This is a genomic window from Arthrobacter sp. sptzw32 (assembly GCF_059089735.1).
In genome coordinates this window covers 107,211-133,851 of the sequence record NZ_JBNHEZ010000005.1, presented here as the reverse complement: position 1 = coordinate 133,851, position 26,641 = coordinate 107,211, and the positions used below count along the sequence as shown (strand labels likewise).

24 protein-coding genes and 1 pseudogene are annotated in these 26,641 nt (G+C 65.4%); 10 read left to right on the top strand and 15 right to left on the bottom strand.

Annotated features, from left to right (window positions below):
- Positions 1 to 212: 212 nt before the first annotated feature.
- Complete coding sequence (gene aceA, locus AC5RVN_RS11375) at positions 213 to 1,529, bottom strand: isocitrate lyase (RefSeq protein WP_494138001.1); 1,317 nt, start codon at positions 1,527 to 1,529, stop codon at positions 213 to 215.
- Positions 1,530 to 1,676: 147 nt separating this feature from the next.
- On the opposite strand from aceA, the gene AC5RVN_RS11370 reads away from it, so the two are divergent.
- Positions 1,677 to 3,185: a helix-turn-helix domain-containing protein gene (locus AC5RVN_RS11370; RefSeq protein ID WP_494138000.1), complete on the top strand. Its 1,509-nt coding sequence runs from the start codon at positions 1,677 to 1,679 to the stop codon at positions 3,183 to 3,185.
- A 108-nt stretch (positions 3,186 to 3,293) separates the two neighbouring features.
- Here AC5RVN_RS11370 and AC5RVN_RS11365 read toward each other — a convergent pair whose 3' ends face one another.
- Genes AC5RVN_RS11365 through AC5RVN_RS11355 form a run of 3 tightly spaced genes read right to left on the bottom strand, consistent with a single transcriptional unit; the run spans position 3,294 to position 6,416 of the window.
- Positions 3,294 to 4,310 carry a TAXI family TRAP transporter solute-binding subunit gene (locus AC5RVN_RS11365; protein WP_494137999.1) on the bottom strand — a complete coding sequence of 339 codons (1,017 nt, stop codon included), beginning with the start codon at positions 4,308 to 4,310 and terminating at the stop codon, positions 3,294 to 3,296.
- Positions 4,303 to 5,751 (bottom strand): HAMP domain-containing sensor histidine kinase, encoded by a 1,449-nt coding sequence (locus tag AC5RVN_RS11360; RefSeq protein WP_494137998.1) that lies wholly within the window; start codon positions 5,749 to 5,751, stop codon positions 4,303 to 4,305. The genes AC5RVN_RS11365 and AC5RVN_RS11360 overlap by 8 nt, the downstream gene beginning before the upstream one ends.
- Positions 5,748 to 6,416 (bottom strand): response regulator transcription factor, encoded by a 669-nt coding sequence (locus AC5RVN_RS11355; RefSeq protein ID WP_494040674.1) that lies wholly within the window; start codon positions 6,414 to 6,416, stop codon positions 5,748 to 5,750. The genes AC5RVN_RS11360 and AC5RVN_RS11355 overlap by 4 nt, the downstream gene beginning before the upstream one ends.
- Before the next feature lie 313 nt (positions 6,417 to 6,729).
- Here AC5RVN_RS11355 and AC5RVN_RS11350 point away from each other — a divergent pair, with 313 nt between their 5' ends.
- Entirely contained in the window at positions 6,730 to 8,124 is a 1,395-nt protein-coding gene (locus tag AC5RVN_RS11350; protein ID WP_494040675.1) for an MFS transporter, read from the top strand.
- A 229-nt stretch (positions 8,125 to 8,353) separates the two neighbouring features.
- Here the strand turns inward: AC5RVN_RS11350 and AC5RVN_RS11345 are convergent, their stop codons facing one another.
- Positions 8,354 to 9,211, bottom strand: coding sequence for a hydroxymethylpyrimidine/phosphomethylpyrimidine kinase (locus AC5RVN_RS11345; RefSeq protein ID WP_494137997.1), 858 nt, complete (start codon positions 9,209 to 9,211; stop codon positions 8,354 to 8,356).
- Positions 9,212 to 9,371: 160 nt separating this feature from the next.
- Here AC5RVN_RS11345 and AC5RVN_RS11340 point away from each other — a divergent pair, with 160 nt between their 5' ends.
- On the top strand, positions 9,372 to 10,106 hold the full coding sequence (locus tag AC5RVN_RS11340; RefSeq protein WP_494137996.1) for a queuosine precursor transporter: 735 nt from the start codon (positions 9,372 to 9,374) through the stop codon (positions 10,104 to 10,106).
- Between the two features lie 115 nt (positions 10,107 to 10,221).
- On the opposite strand, the gene AC5RVN_RS11335 is transcribed toward AC5RVN_RS11340, so the two are convergent.
- From AC5RVN_RS11335 to AC5RVN_RS11310, 6 genes are all read right to left on the bottom strand, one after another.
- Positions 10,222 to 11,157 carry a type IV toxin-antitoxin system AbiEi family antitoxin domain-containing protein gene (locus AC5RVN_RS11335; protein ID WP_494137995.1) on the bottom strand — a complete coding sequence of 312 codons (936 nt, stop codon included), beginning with the start codon at positions 11,155 to 11,157 and terminating at the stop codon, positions 10,222 to 10,224.
- Positions 11,158 to 11,352: 195 nt separating this feature from the next.
- Positions 11,353 to 12,708 (bottom strand): tRNA guanosine(34) transglycosylase Tgt, encoded by a 1,356-nt coding sequence (gene tgt / locus AC5RVN_RS11330; protein ID WP_494137994.1) that lies wholly within the window; start codon positions 12,706 to 12,708, stop codon positions 11,353 to 11,355.
- A gap of 32 nt (positions 12,709 to 12,740) precedes the next feature.
- Complete coding sequence (locus tag AC5RVN_RS11325) at positions 12,741 to 13,466, bottom strand: SRPBCC family protein (protein ID WP_494137993.1); 726 nt, start codon at positions 13,464 to 13,466, stop codon at positions 12,741 to 12,743.
- Between the two features lie 48 nt (positions 13,467 to 13,514).
- Complete coding sequence (locus AC5RVN_RS11320; protein ID WP_494137992.1) at positions 13,515 to 14,519, bottom strand: DUF6707 family protein; 1,005 nt, start codon at positions 14,517 to 14,519, stop codon at positions 13,515 to 13,517.
- Positions 14,520 to 14,606: 87 nt separating this feature from the next.
- A complete protein-coding gene (locus AC5RVN_RS11315; RefSeq protein ID WP_494040682.1) occupies positions 14,607 to 15,146 on the bottom strand; it encodes an NUDIX hydrolase family protein in 540 nt (179 codons plus the stop codon).
- Positions 15,147 to 15,155: 9 nt separating this feature from the next.
- Complete coding sequence (locus tag AC5RVN_RS11310) at positions 15,156 to 15,890, bottom strand: VOC family protein (RefSeq protein ID WP_494137991.1); 735 nt, start codon at positions 15,888 to 15,890, stop codon at positions 15,156 to 15,158.
- Between the two features lie 104 nt (positions 15,891 to 15,994).
- On the opposite strand from AC5RVN_RS11310, the gene AC5RVN_RS11305 reads away from it, so the two are divergent.
- Positions 15,995 to 16,597 carry a YdeI/OmpD-associated family protein gene (locus AC5RVN_RS11305; protein ID WP_494137990.1) on the top strand — a complete coding sequence of 201 codons (603 nt, stop codon included), beginning with the start codon at positions 15,995 to 15,997 and terminating at the stop codon, positions 16,595 to 16,597.
- Between the two features lie 6 nt (positions 16,598 to 16,603).
- Here AC5RVN_RS11305 and AC5RVN_RS11300 read toward each other — a convergent pair whose 3' ends face one another.
- Positions 16,604 to 17,809 carry a glycoside hydrolase family 76 protein gene (locus tag AC5RVN_RS11300; protein ID WP_494137989.1) on the bottom strand — a complete coding sequence of 402 codons (1,206 nt, stop codon included), beginning with the start codon at positions 17,807 to 17,809 and terminating at the stop codon, positions 16,604 to 16,606.
- Positions 17,810 to 17,946: 137 nt separating this feature from the next.
- On the opposite strand from AC5RVN_RS11300, the gene AC5RVN_RS11295 reads away from it, so the two are divergent.
- Together AC5RVN_RS11295 and AC5RVN_RS11290 are read left to right on the top strand one after the other, a co-directional pair.
- Positions 17,947 to 18,750 (top strand): SDR family NAD(P)-dependent oxidoreductase, encoded by an 804-nt coding sequence (locus AC5RVN_RS11295; RefSeq protein ID WP_494137988.1) that lies wholly within the window; start codon positions 17,947 to 17,949, stop codon positions 18,748 to 18,750.
- Positions 18,747 to 19,970, top strand: a complete 1,224-nt coding sequence (locus tag AC5RVN_RS11290; protein ID WP_494137987.1) for an acyl-CoA dehydrogenase family protein — start codon at positions 18,747 to 18,749, stop codon at positions 19,968 to 19,970. Before AC5RVN_RS11295 ends, AC5RVN_RS11290 begins: the two co-directional genes overlap by 4 nt.
- Here the strand turns inward: AC5RVN_RS11290 and AC5RVN_RS11285 are convergent.
- A complete protein-coding gene (locus AC5RVN_RS11285) occupies positions 19,967 to 20,794 on the bottom strand; it encodes a DUF1684 domain-containing protein (RefSeq protein WP_494137986.1) in 828 nt (275 codons plus the stop codon). The two genes, AC5RVN_RS11290 and AC5RVN_RS11285, sit on opposite strands and share 4 nt — an antisense overlap.
- Positions 20,795 to 20,887: 93 nt before the next feature.
- Here AC5RVN_RS11285 and AC5RVN_RS11280 point away from each other — a divergent pair, with 93 nt between their 5' ends.
- The 3 genes from AC5RVN_RS11280 (at position 20,888) to AC5RVN_RS11270 (ending at position 24,795) form a co-directional block, all read left to right on the top strand.
- Positions 20,888 to 21,448, top strand: coding sequence for a hypothetical protein (locus tag AC5RVN_RS11280; RefSeq protein WP_494137985.1), 561 nt, complete (start codon positions 20,888 to 20,890; stop codon positions 21,446 to 21,448).
- A 98-nt stretch (positions 21,449 to 21,546) separates the two neighbouring features.
- Complete coding sequence (ppc, locus tag AC5RVN_RS11275; protein WP_494137984.1) at positions 21,547 to 24,357, top strand: phosphoenolpyruvate carboxylase; 2,811 nt, start codon at positions 21,547 to 21,549, stop codon at positions 24,355 to 24,357.
- Between the two features lie 123 nt (positions 24,358 to 24,480).
- On the top strand, positions 24,481 to 24,795 hold the full coding sequence (locus tag AC5RVN_RS11270) for a hypothetical protein (RefSeq protein WP_494137983.1): 315 nt from the start codon (positions 24,481 to 24,483) through the stop codon (positions 24,793 to 24,795).
- Here the strand turns inward: AC5RVN_RS11270 and AC5RVN_RS11265 are convergent.
- Entirely contained in the window at positions 24,792 to 25,412 is a 621-nt protein-coding gene (locus AC5RVN_RS11265; RefSeq protein WP_494040692.1) for a DedA family protein, read from the bottom strand. The genes AC5RVN_RS11270 and AC5RVN_RS11265 overlap by 4 nt on opposite strands.
- Before the next feature lie 87 nt (positions 25,413 to 25,499).
- Positions 25,500 to 26,453 (bottom strand): RluA family pseudouridine synthase, encoded by a 954-nt coding sequence (locus tag AC5RVN_RS11260; RefSeq protein WP_494040793.1) that lies wholly within the window; start codon positions 26,451 to 26,453, stop codon positions 25,500 to 25,502.
- A gap of 14 nt (positions 26,454 to 26,467) precedes the next feature.
- Between AC5RVN_RS11260 and AC5RVN_RS11255 the strand changes: the two are divergent.
- Positions 26,468 to 26,557: pseudogene (locus tag AC5RVN_RS11255) on the top strand (SRPBCC family protein); the annotation flags it as partial.
- Positions 26,558 to 26,641 lie beyond the last annotated feature (84 nt).

Genomic DNA, 26,641 nt, shown 5'->3' with positions numbered 1-26,641 from the left:
AAAGACGAAAAGGGAAGTTCGACGGCGGTTGACGGCAGGGTGGCGACTAAGGCACGAGGCCGAGGAGCCGGTGTCGCGGCCGCCTGCGTAAAAGGGGCCCCGCGTCCCGGTCCGTCCTCGCTCAGCGAGGTCGAAACCGGGACGGGGGAATAGCAGGCAGAGCGATGCCGGTCCGAACGCCGGAGGCAAGGCCCGCCGTCGAACGCTGAGTTTTAGTGGAACTGGCCCTCTTCGGTCGATCCGACCAGGGCGAGGGTGGATGCGTTCGGGTTGAGCGCGGTGGAGATGGTGTCGAAGTAGCCGGTGCCGACTTCGCGCTGGTGCTTGGTTGCGGTGTAGCCGCGGGATTCGGAGGAGAATTCCTTTTCCTGGAGTTCGACGTAGGCGCTCATGCCTTTCCGGGCGTAGCCGTGGGCGAGGTCGAACATCGAGTAGTTCAGGGCGTGGAACCCGGCCAGGGTAATGAACTGGAAGGTAAAGCCCACGGCGCCGAGTTCGCGCTGGAACTTGGCGATGGTGGCGTCGTCCAGGTGCTTGCGCCAGTTGAACGACGGTGAGCAGTTGTAGGAGAGCATCTGGTCCGGGAACTCGGCCTTGACGGCTTCGGCGAACTTACGGGCGAGCTCGAGGTCCGGGGTGCCGGTTTCCATCCAGATCAGGTCCGAGTAGGGTGCGTAGGCTTTGGCGCGCTCGATGCAGGGTTCGATGCCGTTGCGTACCTTGTAGAAGCCCTCAGCCGTACGTTCGCCGGTGATGAACTCGCGATCGCGTTCGTCCACGTCGGAGGTGATGAGGGTGGCTGCTTCGGCGTCGGTGCGTGCGATGACGACGGTAGGGGTTCCGGCGACGTCAGCGGCCAGGCGGGCGGCGTTCAGGGTCCGGACGTGCTGCTGGGTGGGGATCAGGACCTTCCCGCCGAGGTGGCCGCACTTCTTTTCGGAGGCGAGCTGGTCTTCCCAGTGAACGCCGGAGGCGCCGGCCTGGATCATCGACTTCATCAGCTCGTAGGCGTTCAGCGGACCGCCGAAGCCCGCCTCAGCGTCGGCGACGATCGGGACCAGCCAGTCCTCCACGCTCTGGACACCTTCGGCGAATTCGATCTGGTCTGCGCGGAGCAGGGCGTTGTTGATCCGGCGGACCACCGTGGGAACGGAGTTGGCGGGGTAAAGGGACTGGTCCGGGTAGGTGTGTCCTGAGTTGTTGGCGTCCGCGGCAACCTGCCAGCCGGAGAGGTAGATGGCGCGCAGGCCGGCCTTGACCTGCTGGACTGCCTGGTTGCCGGTCAGGGCGCCCAATGCGTTGGTGTATCCGCCGGTCTTGTGCTCCTCGGTGAGCTGCTTCCAGAGCTTCTCGGCGCCGCGGCGGGCCAGAGTGTGCTCTTCGGAGACCCGACCGCGGAGGCGGACGACGTCGGAGGCTGAGTAGTCTCGGGTCACACCTTCCCAGCGGGGGTTGGCGGCCCACTCGAGCTCCAGGGCGGTGGCCAGCTGTTCGGGCGTCTGCGAGGTGGGCTCAAATGCTGCAGTCATCGTTGATCTCCTTAATTGAGCTCCGGAATTGGTAGGTGGGAATGGCGTCGTTGAGTTTGCCACCGGCTTTCCGGTGCGGCGTTCTTTCCGTAATAACCACTTTTCAGCACTTCCAACTCCCTTTCCAGAGAAAAAGGGTGGAAAGAAATGCCGTTCTTCGCGTATCCTGCAGAAATGTCGCCTTCAAGCTGGAACAGGGACGTTTCCCAGCCGCCCACCGCCGCCCCGGGACTGGACGTGATATCGCTGGGCCGCCGGGTACGCCACCTGCGCAAGCAGGCAGGTCTCACGCTCGATGACCTGAGTGCCGCAGTCGGGACTGCCCCCAGCCAGCTGAGTTTGATCGAGAACGGCAAGCGGGAACCGAAACTCGGGCTGCTGCAGCACCTGGCCGCAGCCCTCAACGTCGGCATTGACCAGCTGCTTGGAGCCGAACCGCCCAGCCGCCGCGCGGCCTTGGAAATCGAGCTGGAACGGTACCAGCGCGGACCCCTGTATGAGTCCCTGAACCTGCCCAAAATCCGCATCAGTTCGCGTCTTCCCCTGGACGTCCTCGAGGCCCAGATAGGGCTGCTTCATGAGCTAGAGCGAAAGATGAATGAGCAGGTGGCAACGCCGGAAGAAGCCCGCCGTGCAAACGGTGAACTGCGGGCCATGATGCGCGAGCGGGGAAACTATTTCCCGGAGTACGAGCTGGAGGCGCAGAAAGTTTTGAAGGAGGTGGGGTACACCGCGGGACCACTGAGCCAACACGTCATAGCGGACATCGCCGCGCACCTCGGTTTCGCCCTTCACCATGTGGGCGACTTGCCGCATTCCACCCGTTCGGTAACGGATTTGAAGAACCGAAGAATTTACCTCACGCAAAGCCAGCGGCAGGACCACGATCCCCGGTCCGTGCTGCTGCAGGCCCTGGGGCACTACGTGTTGGGCCACGAAACGCCCCGAAGCTACGGTGATTTCCTGGCACAGCGGGTGGCCACCAACTATTTCGCTGCTGCGCTGCTCCTGCCAGAGCAGGCAACCGTGGAATTTTTACAAAAGGCCAAGGCGGCCAAGGAGATCGCGGTGGAAGATATCCGGGATGCGTTTGCTGTTTCCTACGAGACCGCGGCCCACCGCTTCACCAATCTCGCGACAAAGCACCTGGGCATCACCACTCATTTCCAAAAAACGCACCAGAGCGGCATCATCTACAAGGCGTACGAGAATGACGGAGTGGACTTCCCCCAGGACCACACCGGTGCCATCGAGGGGCAGCCGTCGTGCAAGGCGTGGACCTCGCGGGCCGTGTTTAATGTGCCGGACAAGTTCAGCGCCTACAGCCAATACACCGATACGCCTGCCGGCACATACTGGTGCACCGCCCGCACCGAACGCTCGGCCACAGGGGAGTTTTCACTGAGCATCGGGGTGCCGTACCAGCACGTGAAGTGGTTCCGCGGGCGGGAGACGACGGCGCGGGCTACTTCCAATTGCCCGGATCCCGCCTGCTGCAAGCGGCCACCCGAGTCCCTCACAGCGGAATGGGCCGGTAACGCCTGGCCGTCCGCCCGCGCCCACTCGCACCTCCTGGCCGCAATGCCGCCGGGAGCGTTCCCCGGCGTGGACGAGACCGAGGTATACAGCTTCCTGCAGGCCCACTCCGGCAGCTGACCCGGCGCTCTCTCAGGTCCTGCAGCAAAAGCCTGGATCCTCTCTCACTTTTCATACAAAAGTGAGAGAGGATCTGCCTAATCACTGCATCAAGTGAGAGAGCGTCCCTCACCCGTGCAGCACGCGGTATGCCTCCGCCGCCGCCGGGTGCAGCGGAATGCCGGCCGTGTTGATGAGGGTTTCCGGGCTGAGGAACTGGATGCCAAGGCTGGAGCGGGGGATCAATTCCGCGGCCTGGTTGACCAAAAGCTTGACGGTACGTTTCACCGGCTCCTCACCCAGGTCGCTCCGGCACAGCAGCAGGTTCGTCACGCCTACGGTCCAGACGGCAGGAAGTCCTTCGTAGGCTCCGTCGGGGATCAGCACCCGGTCATAAAAAGCGCCGTGCGTGGCCCGGAGCGCCGGGAGCAGCGCAGAGAGGTCCAGGAAGTTGAACCCGACGTCATGATGGGCAGCAGCGATGGCCGCGGTGGGAACGCCGCCAGACCAGAACAAAGCGTCCACTCTTCCCTCCCGGAGTGAAGTCAGCCCGTCGTTAAGACCGAGGTTCAAAACCGTGACAGCCTGTCCGGCGGTGCTGGCAGGACCTGCACCGGAATATGCCGAGCTCAGCCCCGCAGCGTCAATCAGGCGTGGAGTGGTCAGGGATGTTCCGGAACCGGGTTCGCCCACGGCAACTGTCCTGCCGGCGAGCTCGAAGATCGTGCGGATTCCGCTGGCCTTGCGGACCGCGCAGTGGACGTAGTTCTCGTAAACCCGTCCAAGCGCTGTGATTCCGGGACCGGGCACGGTTCTGCGCCCTTCCGCCTGGGCTGCGGCATCAGCGAGGGCGACGGCGAATGTCGCCTTCCCGGCCAGGAGCTGTTCGAGATTGTCCAGGCTGCCGCCGGTGGTCAGTGCTGCAGCCTGCCGCGCCACGCCATTGCGCTCCAGGGAGGCAGCAAGGAGGGTAGCGAACTCAAGGTAGAAACCGCCCGGTTCACCCCCTGCGACGGTGACAAATTCCGTCCGGTCTTCCGCAGTGCAGGCGCCCAGCGCGGGCAGCAGCACGCTTGCGAAACCGGCGGCAACACCAGCTTTGAGGGCGGTGCGCCTCGACAATCGGCGCGAACAGGGATCAATCATTGGGCGACCTTACGGCTGCCGGGGCGCCGCCTGCAGGAGCGGCCGGGAACTCCAGGGCAGCGGCCAAGCCGTGGGGCTGTGCCTCGCGAAGCAGCAGGCGCCCCCCGTTGGCGGCCACAAGCTTCTCCACGATCGTCATGCCCAGGCCGTTGCCGCTGATGTCCCGGTGCCGGGGTGAGCGCCAAAACCTGTGGGTGGCAGTAGTGCGCTCTTCGGGCGAAAGCCCTGGCCCGTCGTCGGACACCTCAATGATCACGGTGGCACCGCAGACCCGTACCGCAACGGAAATGCGGGCCCGGCCCGCGTACTTGATGGCGTTGTTCAGCAGTTCTCCCACTATCTGAGCAAGGTGGTCCGCGTTGCATGAGATGAGTGGGGTCTGCGTGGGTGGACCGTCCAGGAGGATGGAGGACCCGGCGTGCTGGGCGGAGGGCCCTGCCCGTTCAACTTCTTCCTGGACGAAGGCGAAGGGGTCAATAGGTCCGTGGCCGCCCTGCGGAAGCCTGCTGAGCGGGATGGCGGCTGCGTCCACAAAAGCCCGGTGCTCCGCCGCGGCCAGCCGGAGCACTCCGTCGAGGAGATGTTCAACGCGCTCCAGTTCGGTCACAACGGCGGCCGCCGCAGCCTGGGCGCGGGCGGTCTTCAATTCCAGCTGCAGCAGGTCGATCCGCAGCCGCAGGGCGCCCACCGGGTTGCGCAGTTCGTGTGAGGTGTCAGCAATGAGCTGGCGCTGGGATTCAATGCTGTCGCTGACGCTCTGTGCCATCGCGGTGAACGAGCGGCTCAGTTCCCTCAATTCCGGCGGCCCTTCCGCGGGCAGTTGGCGGCTGCGCCCGGTGGTTTCAAGTTCGGCGACGGCGGCGTTAAGACGGTGGACCGGGCGCAGCACCCACCGGGTCACCCTGGCAGCTCCGAATAGGAGCATGCCCGTGAGCGCGGATGCTGCCAGTCCGACGGCGAGCCACCGTTCCCGCAGTTTCTGCCGGGCAGCGTCCCGGTTGACCTCCAAAACGGCTGCGCCGAGCACTTGGCTGGCGCTGCCGAAGGAGCGGGAAATGACCTCGGATCCGGTCCCGAACGGTTCGATCGGCGCCAGGGTAGTGTCGCTGAGGTTCAAATTCGCCCGGGCAATCGCGTCCTGTACGTCGGGCCTGTTCTCACTCAGCCCGCCGGAGCGCAGGGTGCCCTGCTGGAGGCGGATCAGGACGCCTTCACCGTAGAGCTCTGAATACCTGTTCATCTCGGCCTGAAGCTGGACGGAATCACCGCCGTCAGTTCCGGCGTCGAACGCAACCTGCGCAAGCCGGTTGAGGGCAGCCGCCCTGTTGATCTGGAGTTCCTGGGTGAGCTCCCTGCTGGCAGAGGCGAGGATAGCGTTGGAACCGATCAGCACCAGGAGGACGGCCAGGATGCTCAGGACCCCGAGGACACGGACCCTCACGCAGGAGCCGCCTCGATGCGGTAGCCAACGCCTCGGACATTGATGATAAAGCCCGGCAGCTGCAGCTTGGACCTAAGGCCGGTCAGGTGCACGTCAAGTGACCGCGAGGAGGCCAGGAAGGCGTCGCCCCACAGAGCGTCCAGGATCTGCTCCCGGGTGACCACTGAGCCCGCATGGCGAGCCAGGAGCGCAAGCAGGTCGAATTCCGTGGCGGTCAGGGGAAGGGGCTGCTGGCCGAGAAGGGCCACCCGGCGCTCGAGGTCCACTTCGAGTTCTCCCAGTACGATCCGCTGCTGCCTGTTGTCCCTGGCGCGGCCCGTTCGCCTGGTGACGGCCTCAATGCGTGCGAGGAGTTCCACCAGCTTTACCGGCTTGACGAGGTAGTCGTCAGCACCCGAGCGCAGTCCCAGCACCACGCTGCGTTCGTCGTCGCGGGCGGTAAGAATCAGGATGGGCACAGGGGTGACCTGGCGGAGCTTTCGGAGTACGTCCAGGCCGTCCATGTCCGGAAGCCCCAGGTCCAGCAGGATAACCTCGAACCGCCTGTGCTCGAGGAGGGCGTCTGCACCCCGGGAAACCCTGCTGGAGGTATGCCCGGCCGAGACCACCGCAGCATCAAGGGCGGACGCCATGGCGTCGTCGTCCTCGACGATAAGCACGTCCATTGCCAGTTCCTGTTCCTTTTCAGCTGCTTCCTGATTCCCCTGCCTGCCTTTGGAGGTTACCCCTTCCGCTGGTTTCCAGTCCTGCCCTGCCTTCCCCCGCGTGGAACATCCGCGGGGAAAAACCTAAGGAAGTGTTAGGAAATCCGCTTCCGCTTGGGCTGTGCGTTAGCTCACGAATAGCTTTGGTGGGGTCCTCAGGCCTTACAGGGGACGCACAACGTCGAGGAGGAACCATGAGCAATGCTGCCATGGACAGCAACAAAGCCAGGCCGCAGCGGACAGCGGGGGCCGCGCAGCCAAGGAAGGTACAGCGATGAGCACCCAGCAGACAGCAGCAGCGGGCGAGGCCGCCCAGACGCGCCGGGCAGTGAGCAACATCCTCAAGGGGTCGGCCGGCAACCTCGTCGAGTGGTATGACCTGTACGTCTATACGGTCTTTGCCGCCTATTTCCAGTCCCACTTTTTCAACTCCAAGGATGACCTCCAGGCCGGGCTGGAGGCGATGGCGGTCTTCTCCACGTCGTTCCTGATGCGGCCGATCGGCGCCTGGTTCTTCGGCCGTTACGCCGACCGCAAGGGACGCAAGGCGGCACTGACGCTGAGCGTCACCCTGATGTCCGCCGGTTCCTTCGCCATCGCGATCCTGCCCACCACCCAGCAGGTGGGTGTCTGGGCGCTGGTCCTGCTCATCCTGATCCGCCTGATCCAGGGCTTCTCGGTGGGCGGCGAGTACGGCACCAGCGCCACCTACATGTCCGAGGCCGCAACGTCCAGGCGCCGCGGCTTCTTCTCCAGCTTCCAGTACGTCACCCTGATTGGTGGCCAGATGCTGGCCCTGCTGGTCCTGGTGATCCTGCAGAACGTCATGCCCAAGGAGGACCTCACGGAGTGGGGATGGCGGATTCCCTTCGCACTGGGCGGCGTCGCAGCGCTTGTGGTTCTCTGGCTGCGGCGATCCATGGAGGAAACCGTTTCGGCAGAGCAGGTACAGGCCGCAAAGACGCCGGCCGCAGCAGGAGTTGCCCAGCCCGGCACCATGAAGCTGCTGTTCACGCAGTACTGGAAGCCGCTGCTGATCTGCGTCGGCGTCACGCTCGGCGGCACGGTGGCGTTTTACACCTACACCAACTTCATCCTGAAGTTCATGAACGATACCTCGGGCATCGCCAAGACCGACACCTCCGTGATCAACTTCTGGGCGCTGTTCATCTTTATGCTCCTGCAGCCGGTTTACGGCATGGTGTCGGACAAGGTGGGCCGCAAGCCGCTGCTCCTCTGGTTCGGTATCACCGGGGTGCTGTTCACCTGGCCGCTGCTCTCCACGCTGTCCAACACCAAGGATCCGTTCACCGCGTTCCTGCTGATGCTGGGCGGCCTGCTGATTGTGGGCGGGTACACCTCCATTAACGCTCTTGTGAAGGCTGAACTGTTCCCCGCCTCCATCCGTGCCCTCGGCGTCGGCCTGGGTTACGCGATCGCCAACTCACTGTTCGGCGGGACGGTTCCGCTCATCGGAGCCGCCTTCCAGAAGGCAGAGCGCGTGGACTTGTTCTTCACCTATGTCACTGTGGCCATTGCCATCTCGCTGCTGGTGTACATCTTCGCGCTGAAGAACAAGAAGGCAACCCACCTGGACCACGAGCAGGGCCACGCCTGGGTGCAGGCCCGCAAGGACGGCGACAAGGACAAGGACCTGCTGGGCGTCTGACGTCCGGGGCCAGAAACAAAGGAAGTTCGACGGCGGGTGCCCACCCGCCGTCGAACCCTCACCCCATCAGGACGCTCTCTCAGATCCTGCAGCAAAAACCCGCATGCTCTATCACTTTTCTTACGAAAGTGAGAGAGCATGCGGGTTTTTCCTGCATCAAGTGAGAGAGCGTGCTGGGGCGAAGGTCTCTGTAAGCCGACCCCGCGAGCCGTGTGAAGGCCCGGGGTAGCTAGCGCGTGCCGCCCTGCCAGAGGGCGTCGAAGGGAGCTCCGGAGGCAACCCGGTTGCGGATCCCGGCGGTCACAAAGGCCTTGGCCGCCCGGGCTGCTTCCAGCGGCGTGGCCCCCTTGGCCAGTTCCGCCGTCACCGCTGCCGCCAGCGAGCAGCCGGCGCCGGACACCGCCACCTCGCCCACTTTCGGTTCGCTGAGCACTTCAAGGGTCCTGCCGTCGTAGTAGACGTCGACGGCGTCCGGGCCGGCCAGCCGCACCCCGCCCTTGGCCAGTACCACCGCGCCGCTGAGTTCATGGATGCGGATGGCCGCGGCTTTCAGGGACTCCACGTCCGTGATCTGCAGCCCGGACAGGGATTCGGCTTCGAAGTGGTTGGGCGTGACAAACGTTGCCAGGGGGAGGATCTGCGCCTTCAGTGCCTGGTCCGTGTCCAGTGCGTGCCCGGGCTCCTGGCCCTTGCAGATGAGTACGGGGTCCAGGACCACGTTGCGGAACTGCCCGGCCTCCAGCGCGCCTGCCACCGTGCTGATGGTCGCGGGGCTGCCCAGCATGCCGATCTTCACCGTGTCGAGCACGGACGGGGCGCCCGACGACGGGCCGTACGCCGCCGTCGTCGCCTCCAGTTGGTCGGCGATCACCTGCTGGTCAACCGGCACGAAGCGGTGGTTCCAGCTGTCCTCGGGGTTGAAGGACACGATGCAGGTCAGGTTCGCGATGCCAAAGACGCAGAGCTCCTGGAAGGTCTTCAGGTCGGCCTGGGCGCCGGCCCCGCCGGTGGCTTCGGAACCTGCGATCGTCAGGACGACGGCGGGAGCGGCAGCGGGGGACTGGACGTCGGTGGGGACAGAAGTCATGGCTCTATCCTGCCATCCGGCGTCGGCCGCCCGCCTTGTGTGCCTGAACAGCGCGCCGAAAGGGACCCCGTTCAGTGGGACAATTGGGCGGACAGTGCTAATACAGCCGGCAGCCCCGTTATACCGGGCCCCGAGCGAACCACTACGAAACGGACTCCCCATGCCTTCAGCACCCGGCCAAAACGCCCTGCCGCAAACAACGCCGTCCGGCCGCGGCGCCAAATTTGCCTCCATTGGTTCACCGTACTTCGGAATCATGCTGGCGTTCATGGCGGTGGTGTTGATTCTGTCCAACATTGGCGCGTCCAAGGGCGTGGCGATCGGCCCTATCATCACCGACGGGGGTTTCTTCCTTTTCCCGCTGGCCTACATCCTGGGCGACGTGATCAGCGAGGTCTATGGCTTCAAGGTGGCCCGCAAGGCTATCTTCACCACATTCGCGTTGTCCGTCTTTGCGTCGCTCAGCTACTGGGTGATCATCGCCCTGCCTGGCTTCGACGACGAGTTCGGATCATCCAAGCAGGCCGCCCTGGAAGGCGCCCTAAGCCCCGTACCGCAGATTGTGCTGGCGTCGCTGCTGGCGTTCCTCGCGGGGCAGACCATCAACTCGTGGATTCTGGTGCGGATGAAGGCGCGTTCCGGGGAGAATTCCCTCTGGGCACGGCTGATGGGTTCGTCAGGGGCCGGCGAGTTCGTGGACACCCTGATTTTCTGCAGCATCGCCGCATCCGTCATCGGCATCACCGACTTCACGACTTTCGTCAACTACGTTGTGGTGGGCTTTGTCTACAAAACCCTCGTCGAGTTCATCTTGGTGCCTGTCACGTCGCTGGTCATCGGGTGGATCAAGAAGCGGGAGCCGAGCTACGGCGCTGTTCCCGAGCCTGCGGCCTGACCTTCCGCGCCAGCCCACCTCCCCTGCCCGATTCGACGGTTCCCCGCACATTCGACGTCCGGGATCGTCTTACGTGCAGGGAACCGTCGAAACGGCCGCGCCTTCAGCCCGGTGCTCACCGCGCGGAGCCCTGGGCCAGCGCCCGGAGCACGCGGTACTTGAACTCCGCTTCGTTGAACAGGTCCTTCCACTCGACGCGGAGAAAGGTCCAGCCATCCTCCATCAGCGCCTTCTCGCGCCGGCGTTCGTCGAATAAAACATCATTGGTGGGCCGATAGTCGAAGTACTTGGACTTGCCGTCGAACTCAAGGGCAACCTTCCGGTCCGGCCAGGCGAAGTCCAGCCGGTGCCGTCCGAGGTGGGTGTGGACTTCGTACTGCAGATCCGGCGCCGGGATCCTCAGCCTGTGGATCAGTTCCCGGGTAAGGCTCTCGCCGGCTGACTCGGAACGCGGGTCCGCCTGTTCGAGGGCCCGGCGCAGCGCCACGACTCCGTTGCGGCCGGCCAGCGCGGCGCAATGACTCCTCAGGAGGGAGAGGTCAGCGCCAAGCCTGGCAGCGTGATCTACCAGGATTACAGACTGCCGCAGATTGAACATAAGGCAGCAGTCCACCACCGTGCGCTCCAACGACGTACACGGCAGGCCTTCCACAAACGAAACGTCCCGGCTGACAAGACTCCTTGTGTGTGCAACTACGCCGCGTCCGTGCGAGATGCTGGACGGGCGGCCCGATTGGGTGACGTGCACCAGGTCATTGACGTCCCACAGGTGAAGCCGCCGCAAGCTCGCACCCGAGGTGTGGCTGTAGACGAAGCCGCCTGCCGACGTCGTTCTGGTTCCATGCGCGTGCGCATGGATGAACTGACGACGGCGCCCGGCGGCTTGTAACCCCGCCCACCAGGCGCCGCGTGCGTAGCAACCCCGCCGCACCCGGACCAGAATTCCTTGCCGGACCAGTGCCGAGACGGCCCGCGAATTCAGGCCCAGTTCGAGGAGTTCGTCTGTCCGCCAAAGATTTGTCGAAGGAGGAAGCGCAGCAAAATCGGTCATGCTTCCACGATGGCGGGGCTGACTTCGACGCTCAACGCCGGACGAGGCTATGTGGACAAGCCCGTTTCGACGGTTCCCCGCACAAGCGGTGATGCGGAACGTCGAGGGCGCAGGGAACCGTCGAAACGGCGCCGGTCCGGCCGCTCCAGCAGTTTCGGCGGCGACGGCGGCGGGCGGAGGGAGCCGCCAAGGCGCTCAGGAGTAGTACTGCCCCAGCGTCTCGGCCTTGAAGTCGAAGAAGGTGCCGGATTCGATGGCCAGGCGGGCGTCGTCCACCATTTTCACCACGAACCGCTCGTTGTGGATCGAGATCAGGGTGGCGGACAGCATTTCCTTGCCCTTGAACAGGTGGTGGATGTACGCCCGTGAGTAATGCGTGCAGGTGTAGCAGTCGCAACCGTCCTGGAGGGGACCGAAGTCACGCTTGTATTTTGCCCCGGACAGGTTGAACCGGCCCTGGGGTGTGTAGAACGCCGAGTTCCGGGCCACCCGGGTGGGGGAGACGCAGTCGAACGTGTCGGCCCCATTCTCAATTGCAGTAAAAATATCGTCCGGCTCCGAGATGCCCAGCAGGTGGCGCGGCTTGTCCTCCGGCAGTTCCTCGTTGCACCAGCGCACAATCGTTCCCAGGTTCTCCTTCTCCAAGGCCCCGCCGATGCCGAACCCGTCGAACGGCATGGCGCCCAGGTCACGGCACGCCTTCCGGCGGAGGTCCTCATACTGGGCGCCCTGAATCACGCCGAACAGGGCCTGGTACGGTTTCCCCGCCCGGGACGACGTGAGCCGGAAGTGCTCCGCAATGCAGCGCAGTGCCCACAGCCGGGTGCGCTCCAGTGACTCTTCCTGGTAGCCGCGCGAGTTCTGCAAGGTAGTGAGCTCGTCGAAGGCGAACATGATGTCCGCGCCGATCTTGTGCTGCACCTGCATCGAGATTTCGGGGGAGAAACGGTGCCGGTCCCCGTTCAGGTGCGATTTGAACCAGACCCCGTCGTCGTCAATGTGGGCAAGGCGCTCCTTGCCGGGGGCAACGGCATCGTCAGGTCCGGACGCGTCCACAGATTTCATGTCGATGACCTTCTTGAAACCCGAGCCGAGGCTCATGACCTGGAACCCGCCCGAGTCCGTGAACGTGGGCCCGGGCCAGTTCATGAACGCACCAAGGCCGCCTGCCTCGTCCAGAATGTCCGCTCCCGGCTGCAGGTAGAGGTGGTAGGCGTTGGCCAGCAGCGCCTGGGCCCCGAGGTCCGCCATGGACTCGGGGAGCACAGCCTTAACCGTGGCTTTGGTCCCGACGGCGATGAACGCCGGGGTCTGTATCTCCCCGTGGGGTGTGGTGATGGTGCCGGTGCGTCCCAGGAACTGACCCCCGTTCGAAGCTACCTGGGCAGCGGACGGCGGACAGGTTTCGGCAAGGCGGGTGCCAACCCGGAACCCGAACTCGGACTGCCGGGCCGACGCGCCCCGCGCCGCTTCATCAGGAAACGCGGGGTCGAAGCCGGGGTCTGCCGGGGCGGCGGAAGGGGAAGGACCGGAAGCAGGGTTGGCTGGCACCGTACCAGTGTGCCAGCAATCGCGCAGGCCGCTCAGCTCACGGGTTCCGATGTGGGGTAGTTCTCAGCCCGCCACGAATCCCAGGAGGTGCGGACTGCATCAAGCCTGGCGGCACCCAGGCCGTACGTGGAAGCGATCACCAGGGACCCGCCGTCGGGCCTGACGTCTTCGATGGCAAGCTGGTCCGCCACCACAAGGAGTCCGTCACCATGGTCGGCATAGCTGTGGACCGTCAGTCCCACCTGGTGGTTGGTCCGGTACCAGACCTTTCCGGAGATCTCCTCGCCGGTGCCCAAGGTCAGCTGGTAGTTCTCACCCCGGGAGGGGAGATCGGCCAAACCGAGTTTTTCAATTCCTGAGCCTGGCCCGCCCGGTACCTGCAGGAACAGCGTGCGGCGCTTGCCGTGCGGGTGCCGTTCAAGTGCGAACCGGAGCTGCTGCAGGAACGTAAGCCAGCCCTGGGTGATGTCCTCGTCCCAGGCCGCCCACTCGGAGTTGTGGTCCACGGCAGCCCGGGTCACGCTGACCAGGGTTCCCTGGGGGACAGGCCTCAGCTCGAAGACGTCCCCGCCGTGGACTGTCAGGCTGGTGTGGTCCGGGGCCTCCTCCACGTCCGCGGAGAAGTATATTTCCTTGATCTCGGCGTCCAGGTCCTCGGCTTGCCAGCCGTGCCATTCGGCGACTTTGGACGGTTCGCGCAGCATTGTCCAGACCTGCGGCGCGTCAGCATTGATCACCACGCTCAGATTGTTAGTCATAGCCCCGAATGTACAACTCCGGCCGGACCCCGGGTAGGGGGAATTTCCTTAGGAGCGGACAGCCTCAAGTTCGTTGCTGATGCGGCGCTCCAGTTCCCCGGTGCCGATGGTTTCCGAACCTCCGTGCGCCCGGAGGAACAGCAGGGATTCGAGCCGCAGAAGGCGCCATTCCCGTTCGGCGTCATGGTTGGAGTTGTCGATCGACCGGAAAATTTCCTTGTCGTACAGGTTGGGTTCGTTGAGCGAGCGCTGCCGGACCTTGGCGGCCATCCTCGCCTTGAACGGATCGGTCTCCTGGTTTTCGGGCGTGCGGATCAGCCGCTCATAAACTTCGGCCCGCTCCTTCTGGCCATCCTGCCGGCAGATGTAGCTGGACAGCGCCAGGGACGCCTCCACCGAGGCCCACCGGCCGGGGTTCCCGTCATAGGGCAGGACGTTGAGCAGGTCCGCGACGGCCAGCGCGCCGTCCGCGTCCTTGAGGGTAATGAAGAGTTCATGGGCCAGGTCGCTGAGGTCCTTGAGGCAGCTGCCCGACTTGAAGTTCACGCCTTTGGCGAGCCGGTCGGCCAGCAGCAGCACGCCCGTCGCGTCCGGGTGGGCTTCCGCTGCAGTTTCCACCACAGATTCCGGCGTGCCTTCCGGAGCCGGGATCAGGGCGAGTTCCTCCTCGCCCGGACCGTTTGCCGCGGGGGGAACCGGGGGAAGGGGCGGTACGACGACGGCGGGAGCTGCTGGTGCCGCGGCGGGTGTTTCGCGGGGCCGCTCGTGCGGGGCCTCCTCGGAAGGCTCCGCCTCTGCTGGCTGCGGAAGCTGCGCCACGGCGCTGGCCCCTCCGTCGGTGACAGTCACGGTGGTGCCGACGGCGATGCGAAGTGTCCCGCCGCCGGAAAGGCTGGCAAGTACCAGGGCGGGTGCGCCGAAATCGTCCGTTTCCAGCTCCACCTGATGGATCTCCGCTGTCCGTTCGCCGTCGGGCAGGAGGATACAGCTGCCGGTGGTCAGGGTCCCAGCCTGCTGTTCACGATGGTGCCGGGCGGCTGGTGTTTCGGTCATGGGAGTCCTTAAGTTCTCTTGCGGTCCGCCCTACAGTCTACAAAGGAGGGGGCCCGAAGTCGGGGACGCCGGGTGCCGCCGAGGGTGTCAAAACCCCACACCCGCGAAGGCAAGGGCCTGCCGGATGAGGCCGCCCCGCCCGCCGCTGAACTCCACCTGGACGCCGGGACTGAGAACTTCGGCGGGGGTCATCCAGGTGAGTTCAAGGGCATCCTGGCGTGGCTCGCACTCGCCGGTTACGGGGATGACGTAGGCCAGGGACACGGCGTGTTGGCGCTCGTCCGTGAAGCCTGTCTGGGAGGGGGCGGGAAAGTACTCCGCCACGGTGAAGGGGACCGGGCTGATGGGCAGCTGCGGGAACGCCAGCGGGCCGAGGTCCTTTTCCATGTGCCGGAGAAGGGCTGCGCGGATGGTCTCGCGGTAGATGACGCGGCCGGAAACGAGGGAACGGACCATGGTGCCGTCCTCGTCAGCCTGGAGGAGGGTACCCACCTCATTGACGAACCCCAGCGGATCCAACCGGACGGGCACTGCCTCCACGTAAACCATGGGCAGCCGCCCTCGCGCCTCAAAAAGGTCTTCTTCGGAGAGCCAGCCGGGATTCGGGTCAGGGGTGCGCACGTTCATGGTTAAGTTCTACCGCATGGGACGCCGCTCCGAGATCCATACCATTGCCGCCACATGCGGCGCGCCGGGGCCGGCGTCCGGATTGGGGACGTGGAGGGTGCTGCCGAATGCCTCTTCCGTGATGCTGGCCTCCATGCCTGCGGAGGCGAGCCTTTCCTGCAGAGGTTCGAGGCCACCGTCGTACTCAAAGCCCAGCCCTGAGCGTGGAGTTCCGGACGCCGGCCGCACCAAAAGCAACCCGCCGTTCTTGGCGGTGAAGTCGACAGTTTCGTCAGCGTCCGGCGCCGGGCGGGGGCGGGCACCGACGTGGCGCAGTGTGGCGGATGCCGCGGCGGTGTCCTCCGTCAGCCAAACCCCGACGACGGCGAGGGCCGGGTCAGCGCCGGTCTCCTCGACATTTTGGGCGGCTTTTTCAGCAAGGAAACTGAAACCGTCCGGCGCGGTAATCCTGCAGGCTTCGCCGCGGTCCGCCATGACCAGCCCGGCAGGCGTGGTTCCGTCATCCTGGGCGGCGAGGTTCGTCCGGCGGGCGAACTCAGCCAGGTTTCCGACTTCCACCGCCAACGCTGTGGTTCCGTCCTCTGCCGCTCCTTCCGGTACTTCCTTGAGGGCAAGGCGCCCCGAGCCGGCGTCGAAGACGCGGAACCCGCCGTCGCCCTCGCTCAAGACCAGGCCCAGGGCGGTCAGGAGGCGGTCCCAGGCTTCGATGTTGGAGGTGAAGTGGAGGGGGCGGACACGCAGCATGGCTTCTCCTGTGCATGGTGACGGGACTTTGGTGCCATCCTGCCACGAGGGCCGCCGGGTGCCGCCTCGCTTGTGCTCCCGGAGCGCAGGAGCAGAATAGGGCCATGGCTGTTGAACTCGAGGAACTGCTGGTTCCGGATGCTGCCGCCTGGCGCCGTTGGCTGGAGCAAAACCACAAAACCAGCCCCGGTGTATGGCTCGTCCTGCATAAAAAGGGCGGGCAGGTGACCCGCCTGGACTACGCGGCAGCGCTGGACGAGGCCCTGTGTTTTGGCTGGATTGACGGTCAGGCCAAACGGCGGGACGGTGAAAGTTCCTTCCAGCGGATGACGCCCCGCGGACCCAGGAGCCCGTGGTCGGCAAGGAACGTCACGTATGTGGCCCGGCTGGAGGCCGAGGGCCGGATGACGGACGCGGGACGGGCGGCGGTGAAGGCAGCGAAGGAAGACGGCCGGTGGGACAAGGCCTACGAAGGACAGGCAACCGCCGAAGTCCCGGCGGACCTGGCAGCGGCAATAGCCGCCGTTCCTGCCGCCCAGGCCATGTTCGATGTCCTCACCAGGACCAACCGGTTCGCCCTGATTTACCGGACGAACTCGGTGAAGCAGGCCGCCACCCGGGAGCGGAAGATTGCCGGGTTTGTGGAGATGCTGGCCCGCGGTGACGCGCCGTACCCGCAAAAGAAGCGTCCGCCGGTGCAGCAGTAGCAGTCATCAGGTGATGGAAGCGGCGGCCTCGATGGCCATCCAGGCCTGCAGCTGTGTGGAAAGGTCCACGCTGGTTCCAGGCGGGTAGGTGGCGTCCGCCGGGCAGGCCGCATGCATGGAAAAAACCGGCCGTCCGTGCTGACCATTGCGGATGCGGCCATCGCCCGGGCCGGCAGGACGCCTGCCGTCCCAAAAAGCGCCGGCGGTGTCTAACACCAGCCGTGCAGCGGTAGCCCGGGTCCGTTCAGGAAGCCGGGGGTCGACTGCGGCGAGGGCGAGGTAGCGGCAGAGGATTCCGGTGAAGAGGCCGCCGTCGCCCGTTCCCTCGCAGCGCAGGACCATCCGGGGAGCACTTGGGGTGTCCTGGTCGGCGGAGGCGCTTTGCTCCGGAACAGTCAGCTGCCGCTCCACGCCCTCGACCAGCGCTGTGGCCCGGGCAAGATTCGCTTCGCCGCCGAGTTCAAGCAGCGCGCCCAGGACCGGGCCCTGGTTGTAGGTGTAGACCGCCCTGTCGACCACCACGTTCCCTTCCGGGCTGAGCCGGGCGCCGTCGAGGTACAGGCCCTGGTCCGGGTCGAAGAGGGTGGCGTCCAGCCAGTCCAGCAGGGACTGCGCCTTGGCCAGGTGGCCGGTGCGGGCATAGAAGAGAGCGATGGGTGCAGTGGCGGGCGTGTTCTTGAAGTCCCGCTTTTTGCTCCAGAAGGCACCTCCGCCCATGTCGCCGGTGCAGGCGGCGTCGAACTGCAGGGTGAGTGACGCGCGGATGCCGGCATAACGCTGCCCGGTCTCCTTTGCCAATTGGTCGAGCCGCAGGACGGCGAGGGCGAGCCAGGCCATGTCGTCGTAATAGTTGTTGACGAGGGTGAACGCGTTGCGCAGCCACATCCCGGTCACCAGGCTTGACGCCAACTGCCGGGCGGTGGTCCTGCCGGGGCCGTCGAACCGTGATGCCGGTGTTGCGCCGTTTCCCAGTTCCCGCCGGCCGGCATCCACCAGGCAGTCAACGTAGTGGGCCTGCCACCAGTAATGCCAGGGCCGGAGCAGGTGCCCCTTCAGGGAGTACCGCACGGCAGGGGCCGGCCATTTCACCGACCCGAGGTGTGTTCCCGGCAGGAAAAACAGCTTCCTGCCGAAAAGAGCGGTCACCGAACGGGCGGCCGCGTTGGCCCTTTCCTGCCAGTCAACGGGAGAAGCGGCGTCCGCGAAAGTCATGGCTTCCACCCTAGCCGGGTCCGGCGGCATGCCGGACGGTGGCCAGGTAGTGCAGATCGGCCGCAATTTCAGTTAACATGCACTAACTAATGCTTCGCGGTCACCTGCGGGAAGCAGGCACGCATCGAGGAGGATGTATGGACGTTACCGGGAGTGTCGCGCTGGTTACCGGGGGCGCCTCGGGACTGGGGGCAGCTACCGCCCGCAGGTTGTTCGACGGCGGCGCAGCAGTGGTGCTGCTGGATCTTCCGTCCTCCGCAGGCGCAGCTTTCGCGGAGGAGCTGAACAGCAGAACTCCGTCAGGAAACCCCCGACAGTCCGCCGTCTTTGTACCCGCGGATGTAACGAACGAAGCGGACATCCAGGCTGCTGTCGACGCCGCGACGGCGCTTGGACCCTTGCGGATTGTGGTCAACTGCGCCGGCATCGCCACTCCTGGAAAGGTTTTGGGCCGGGAGGGGGTGCTTCCACTGGAGGCGTTCAACCGGGTTATTCAGGTAAACCTGGTGGGGACCTTCAATGTGCTCCGCCTCGCAGCAGCGGCAATGGTCACCACTGAGCCGGTCATTACAAAGCTGGGCGGACCCGAACGGGGCGTCATCATCAATACCGCTTCCGTTGCTGCCTTCGAAGGACAGATCGGCCAGCCCGCCTACGCGGCGTCCAAGGGTGCTGTTGCAGCCATGACCCTGCCCATTGCACGCGAGCTGGCGCGCTCGCTGGTGCGGGTGGTCACCATAGCTCCGGGAATCTTCGAAACGCCCATGATGGCGGGACTGCCGCAGGAAGCCCAGGACTCCCTGGGCGCCCAGGTGCCGCACCCCTCGCGGCTGGGAAAGCCCGAGGAATATGCCAGCCTCGCGGCGCACATCGTGGACAACGCCATGCTGAACGGTGAAACCATCCGGCTTGACGGCGCCATCCGGATGGGACCGAAATGACCAGCACTGCCCATCCCGCCGCTGGAACCGTATCCAGCCTGCCCCCGGCCGACTTCTTCGCCGTCGAATCCCTGCTGAACCAGGCCGAGCGGGAGAAGCTGGCGGAACTGCGTGAATTTCTGGCCGCGGAAATCGCTCCCTTCGCAGGAGAGTGGTGGAACAAGGCGGAGTTTCCGGCACACATCCTGCCCAAACTGGCGGCCCTGCAGCTGAGCACTCCGGCGCAGCGCGGCTACAGCCACTTGTTCGCTGGGCTGGTGATCGCCGAAATGACGCGGGTGGACACCTCGATCGCCACCTTTTTCCTGGTCCATCACGACCTCTTTGTGGAGTCCCTGTACGCCTTCGGCAGCGAGGACCAGAGGCACCGGCTGCTGGACGACGCGTCGAACCTGCGCATTACCGGCGCCTTCGCCCTGACGGAACCGGGCCACGGCTCCGATGTCGCCGGTGGCATGGAGACGCGCGCCCGGAGGATCTCCTCCGCCACGGGAGAGCCGGATAAGGACGGGGACACCTGGGTGCTGAACGGGGCAAAACGGTGGATCGGCAACGGAACGTTCTGCGGCTACATGCTGGTGTGGGCCCGGGACGAGGCGGACGGAGCTGTGCGGGGGTTCATTGTGGACGCCACCTTGCCGGGCGTCAGCAGGTCCCGGATTGAAAACAAGATTGCCTTGCGGACCGTCCAGAACGCCGACATTGTCTTCGATAACGTCCGGGTGGCGGAAGCGGACCGCTTCGTTGCCGTCAACAGCTTCGAGGACACTAACGAACTCCTCCGGGGTTCGCGCATCATGGTCGCCTGGCAGGCTGTGGGCCAGCAGCTGGCGGCCTTCGACGTCGCCCGGGAGTACGCCGTCGAACGCCGGCAGTTCGGGCGCCCGCTCGCGCAGTTCCAGCTGGTCCAGCAGCAGCTCGTCACCATGCTCGGCAACGCCGTGGCGAGCATGGGGATGATGGCGGGGCTCGCAAGGCTGCAGGACGAAGGGGCCGCTGACATGCCGCAGGTGGCCCTGGCCAAGTCCTATATCAGCGCCCGGATGCGGGAGACAGTGGCGCTGGGCCGGTCCATCCTGGGCGGCAACGGAATCGTCACTGACTACCGGATGGCGAAGATCTTCGCGGACGCGGAGGCCATCTACACCTACGAAGGGTCATTCGAGATCAACAGCCTGATCGTTGGCCGGGCCGTCACGGGCGTGTCGGCGATTGTTTAGTCACCTGCGGGGTACGGCTGCATCTCGCCGGCCTCGATCCGCACGTCCAGCGAATTGTTCCTAACGGGCATGGGGCAGGTGCCGTAGGGGGTAAAGGCGCTGGGATAGTTGATGGCTCGGTTGAAATCCAGGACAACTGACCCGTCCGGCCGGGGCCGCGGCAGGGCAAGCTTCCGCCAGTCATCGGTGGTGTCGCCGTTGGTTTCATCGTGGAACGTTACGGTCAGGGCGCCGAGTTTTTCCTCTTCCGCCTGCAGCCGGAATTCGTGCCCGCTGCCGGGAAGGCGGAATACCACCTCGCCCACCGTGCGGTGTATCCCGTCCACCAGGGGATTGGCCGTCGCGATGGGCACATCCACCGGCTCCGGGTACGCCTCGAACCTGCCGGCCACCTCCCAGCGGGGGTTGTACGGGTAGGTGGGGACGCCGTCGAATTCTGTGAAGATGGGGGAGCCCGGGTCCCGGGTGCGGATGGCGTACCTGCCTCCGCGCCTGGCCAGCTCAACCACAACCTGCGTCCCGTCCCCGCCGCCGAACCCCACCCACATCAGGGACTCCTCGTCGGCGAGGGCGGCGGAAACCGTGCCATGGACGGGCTTGCCCGAGTCCACCAGAGACAGGCCATCAGCCGGCGCGGCGGTGAGCGCCGCCGTCGTACCGTCCGTTGACCAGAGCCCGGGCGCGAGGTCGACGCCGGCGGGAGTCTCCTCCAGCCACTGGAAGGAGGTGAGGGTCAGCCAGCCGTGGGGGGCGGCGATGGCCTTGTTCCGGTTGTCGCGGAAGCGCTGCCAGCGCTCCACCCTGGCCGCTGGAATGGTGCTCATGGTTCCCTTCCGAGGTTTCGTCTGCGCCGGCTACAACCGCGCAGCGCGGGTGTTCATTCCACGGCGACGCCACCCGCCCTGTTGAATGGGTACGTGGACATTTTGGCGGGGGTAAGCAGTGAATCGCTCAGGGCGCTGACCTGGATCAGTGCAGCTGTTTTGGGAGCGGCCATGCTTCTGTGGCGGCGGCACCGCCCGGACCAGGCGCTGTTGGGGGCCCTCCTTGTGTTTATGGCGGCCAGCACCGGCGCAGGCATCTACGTCCTCAACCACTGGAGCGACGGCCGCTGGGGCGGCGACGCGCAGTCCAGGCTCAGTCCGCCGCCGTTGTCCGGTGCGCCCGTCGTGGGTGACTTCCTGAAGCCCCTGGAAGCGGCCCTGGGCGGCATGGCCGACGGTGTCAACGACTTCATCGACTTCCGGGCGGCCCTGCCGGTGGCGCTGGACTTTTTTGCTGCAGCAGGATGGGCCTTGGCTGCCGCCGTTCCGGCAGGGCTGGTGGTCCTTGCGGTCAATGCCCGGGCTGCCAGGCGTCGGAAGGCCGCACTGGTTCGCTACAGGACCGAGCTGGAAAGGCTCCGCATGGAGCTGGAGGGCGTCAAACGCCACGTCGGTTACCCAACGAATGACATTTTCCGAGACGGATTCCCGTGACGTGCCGCACAGCGGGTAGCATCGTTAGCTAGTAACGTGGCTCACAGTATCCAGCGCAGTGTACGAGCCAAGCCCGAAACCCTCGAAAGACAGCTTCCATGGCTCACACTGCAGCACATTCTGAAACCGACCTTGCCTCCGAATTGAGGGCAGACGTCCGCCGCGTCTCCACCCTCTTGGGTGAATCCCTGGTCCGCCAGCACGGTCCCGAGCTCCTGGACCTCGTGGAGCAGGTCCGCCTCCTGACGAAGGAATCCAAGGAAGCTGCCCGCGGCGGCGCCGATGCCACCGGCCCGTGGAGCGCGCAAGACGTCGTGGCCCAGGTCCGCGAGCTCCTCGGCTCCCTGCCCATCGAGCAGGCCACCGACCTTGTCCGGGCCTTTGCCTTCTACTTCCATCTCGCCAATGCCGCCGAACAGGTCCACCGCGTGCGCGGGCTGCGGACGCGGGCGGAAAAGGACGGCTGGCTCGCAAAGACCGTAACGGAAATCGTTGAGCAGGCCGGCCCCGGCGTGCTGCAGGAAGTAGTCAACGGGCTCGATGTCCGTCCCATCTTCACTGCCCACCCCACCGAGGCCTCACGCCGTTCAGTGCTGGACAAGATCCGCAAGCTCTCCGACGTGCTGTCCCAGCCCACCAGCGAGGGCACCGCGGCCCGCCGCCGCCAGGACCGGCAGCTCGCCGAAATCATCGACCAGATGTGGCAGACGGATGAACTCCGCCAGGTCCGGCCTACGCCGGTGGATGAAGCACGGAACGCCATCTACTACCTGGGCGGCATCCTCACCGACGCCATGCCCGAAATGCTCACCGAGCTCTCGGAACTGCTGGGCGAACACGGAGTCAGCCTCGCGTCCCAGGACGCCCCCATCCGTTTCGGTTCCTGGATTGGCGGTGACCGTGATGGTAACCCCAACGTCACCGCCGCCGTAACCAGGGAGATCCTGCAGATCCAGAACCAGCACGCAGTCCGGATCAGCATCGGCATGATGGACGAGCTGATTTCCATCCTCTCCAACTCCACCGCGCTTGCCGGCGCGGACAAGGCGCTGCTTGAATCCATCGACGCCGACCTCAAGAAGCTGCCGGGGCTGGACCGGCGGGTGCTGGAGCTCAACGCCCAGGAGCCCTACCGGCTGAAGCTCACCTGCATCAAGGCCAAGCTGATCAACACCGGCAAGAGGGTGGCTGCAAACTCGAACCACGAGCACGGCAGGGACTACAGCGGCACCGACGAACTCCTGGCGGACCTGGAACTGCTGGAACTCTCGCTCCGCAACCACTCGGCGTCGCTCGCTGCGGACGGCGCCCTTGCCCGGGTCCGCCGCGCCATCGCTTCCTTTGGCCTGCACCTGGCTACCCTGGACATCCGCGAACACGCCGACCACCACCATGACGCCGTGGGCCAGCTCATGGACCGGATCGGGGGGCCAGGGCTGCGCTATGCGGAACTGAGCCGCGGTGAACGGTTTGAGGTGCTGGGCTCCGAACTCGCCTCCCGGCGCCCGTTGTCCGGCCACCCGATCAAGCTCGACGGCGCCGCGGACGGAACGTACGACGTCTTCCGCGAAATCCGCCGCGCCCTGCGCATGTACGGCCCGGACGTCATCGAGACCTACATCATCTCCATGACCCGCGGAGCCGACGACGTCCTTGCCGCCGCGGTCCTGGCCCGTGAAGCCGGCCTGGTGAACCTCTTCGGTGAGAAGCCGTACGCCAAAATCGGGTTCGCGCCGCTGCTGGAAACCGTGGAGGAGCTGAGGGCATCCGCCGAGATCGTGGACCGGCTGCTGTCCGACCCCTCCTACCGTGAACTCGTGCGGCTGCGCGGGGATGTCCAGGAGATCATGCTGGGCTATTCGGACTCCAACAAGGAATCCGGCGTGATGACCAGCCAGTGGGAAATCCACAAGACCCAGCGCAAGCTGCGGGACGTTGCCGCCAAACACGGCGTGCGCGTGCGCCTGTTCCACGGCCGCGGCGGCTCCGTTGGCCGCGGCGGCGGGCCCACCTACGATGCCATCCTGGCCCAGCCCAACGGCGTCCTGGAAGGTGAAATCAAGTTCACCGAGCAAGGCGAAGTCATCTCGGACAAGTACTCGCTGCCCGAACTTGCCCGGGAAAACCTTGAGCTGTCCCTGGCGGCCGTGCTGCAGGGATCCGCACTGCACCGCGACCCGCGCACCTCCGCCGACCAGCGGGAACGGTACGGGCACGTGATGGAAACCATTTCCGATGCCGCTTTTGAACGGTACCGGAACCTGATCGACGACCCCGACCTGCCCGCCTACTTTCTGGCCTCCACCCCGGTGGAACAGCTGGGCTCGCTGAACATCGGCTCCCGCCCGTCGAAGCGTCCCGACTCCGGCGCGGGACTTGGCGGCCTGCGCGCCATCCCATGGGTGTTCGGCTGGACCCAGTCCCGGCAGATCGTCCCGGGCTGGTTCGGTGTCGGCTCCGGCCTGAAGGCTGCACGCGAGGCAGGGAACTCGGCACAGCTGGTGGAGATGTGGGAGAACTGGCACTTCTTCCGGTCCGTGCTGTCCAACGTGGAGATGACCCTGGCCAAGACTGACCTGGACATCGCCGGATATTACGTGTCCACGCTGGTCCCGGCCGAGCTGCACCACATCTTCAGGGCCATCCGCGAGGAGTATGAGCTTACGGTGGCCGAGGTTCAGAACCTGACGGGGGAGAACCTCCTCCTGGACGCCCAGCCCACGCTTAAGCGTTCCCTGGAGATCCGCGACCAGTATCTGGACCCCATCAGCTACCTGCAGGTGGAACTCCTGCGCCGCGTCCGCTCAGAGAGCGGAAGCATCAGCGGGGCCGAGATTGACGAACGCCTGCAGCGGGCCATGCTCATCACCGTCAACGGCGTGGCGGCAGGCCTGCGCAATACGGGCTAAGTCGCTCTCTCACTTAAAGGCGGTTTTCCCCGGACGCTCTCTCACTTGTTACCAGTTCAATTGTGAGAGCGCGTCCGCGGTTTTCCTGCGTGAAGTGAGAGAGCGTCTCGGTAGGGTTGGAGCATGCCTTCGTTCCAAACCCGCCTGAAAATCACCGGCCTGAAGCCTGGAAACCCGCCCGAAGCCGTTATGGATGCAGCGGTGGAGGCGCTGGAAACACGCCACCATGTGGAGTCGAACCAGCTGCAGATAGCCGGCGGGGTGCCGCAGCTGAATCTCCGGTTCCTTGTTGAGGCGGCGGAGTACAGCGGCGAGAACCAGCAGGCGCTGGAATCGGCTGCCATGATGCGCGACGCCGTCGAACGCGTTGCGCTGACCGGTTCGCTGATGGTGCTGCGTCGCAGCCGCGGCCGCTGGTCTCCTGTCGGCAACGGCTAGGCCAGGGGAGGCTCCGGCTCCTCAACGGGGGACCTGCTGCCGCGGCGCCGGGTCACGATAACGCCCACGACGACGCCGATCACGAGTCCCAGCGCCACTCCGATCAGCGAGCTGGCCCAGAAGGGCAGCCCGGTTGCTGAGCCGGTGAAGTACCCCAGGCCCACCAGCCAGCAGGCCCAGAGCACTGCGCCGAGGCCCGCACACAGGCTGAAGCCGCGGACTGAGACGTTGGCGATCCCGGCAGTGGCGGACGTGGCGAGCCTTCCGCCCGGGATGAAACGGGCCCCGATAATGGCTCCGTATGTGGACGAACGGCCGGCCTTTGCGATGGCGTCGTGGATTCCGGAGTGCACGCGGCGGCCCCACTTCCAGCGGTCAAGGATGTGGCTCAGGCGCCTTCTAAACAACTGGAACACCACAACGTCGCCGAGCCATGAGGCCAGGGCGGATAAGGCCAGCACCAGCAGCACGTTGGCCCTGCCGTCAGCGGAAAGTGCCCCGCCGGTGATCACCACCATTTCGGACGGGACGGGCGGAAAGATGGCATCGCCCAGCACGATGGGGATGATCCAGAAATAGATGGCCGTCCCCCAGCTGTCAGCGTAGCTGTTGTCCATTGCCACAAGGTACCGCAGATAGGGACTGCAGGAACCGTCGGCTTGGAACGCCGTGACGGCCGGCCGCGCCATGGCAGCCAGCACGAGTCAGAGGCAACGGGAACCGGCGGCCTCGCTGAGCTGCAGCCGGCTCCTGTACTCCACCGGCCGTCCGGAAATCGGGTCAACGAAACGGATGCCACGGGCCAGGAGCTGCAGCGGCCGGGCGTAGTCGTCCGGAGCCTTGTCCAGCAGTTCAGGGTAAAACGCGTCATGAACGATTCCCAGCCCCAGTGAGGCCATGTGCACCCGCAACTGGTGGGTTTTTCCCGTGTGGGGTTCGAGCCGGTACAGCGCCCGGCGCGGGGGAGTGCCGGGAGCGCCGCCGTCGAACACCTCCAGCCGCTCGATCCGGGTTTCTGCGTTGGGCTCGCCATCGACCACTTCGGCCAGCAGGTAGCTGCGGGACTTCGTCATGCGGTTGCGCACCACCACGGGAAATTCGACGGCGGGATACCCCTGGGCGGGTTCCGCGGCGGAGACACACTCGTAGTCTTTCCGGACCTGGCGCCTCTCAAACAGGACCTGGTACCTGCCCCGGGTTTCCGGATTGGTGGAGAGCAGCAGGACGCCGGCGGTCATGCGGTCCAGCCGGTGCATCGGGATCAGGTCCGGCAGGTCGAGTTGGTTCCGCAGGCGCACCAGGGCGGATTCCTGGATATATGTCCCGCCCGGCGTGGTGGGCAGGAAGTGCGGTTTGTCCACCACCAGCAGGTGCTCGTCCTGGTGCAGGATGTCCAGTTCCACGGGAATACGGGTTTCGGGCGGCAGCGTCCGGTAATACCAGATGAACGTGTGGTCCTGCAGTGGAGTGCCGCGGTGCAGCGGGACCCCGCCCTCGCCAACGATCTCGCCGGCGTCGAACCTGTCCTCGATGCCCTGAGGATCAATGTGGCCCCACCGGTGCATCATGTAGTCCATGGCCGTGTCCCACGGTCCCTCTTCCGGAAGGCGGAGGCGGGTTGCGTTGACGCCGTCGCGCACGGGGAGGGGGGATTGCATCACCGCACAATTCTATTACCGTCCACGACTTCGGCGGCGCCGGGGACTCCGAAACCACTGCCAAGGCGTGGGGCAACTTCCTGGAAAAGGTTTACGCGCAATAGGGACGATTGGCAGATGGACCTCATCCGGGAGGCTGGGTCAGGCTGCCCACCCCCCCTGCCGACGGCGTCCGAGCTGGTACCAAT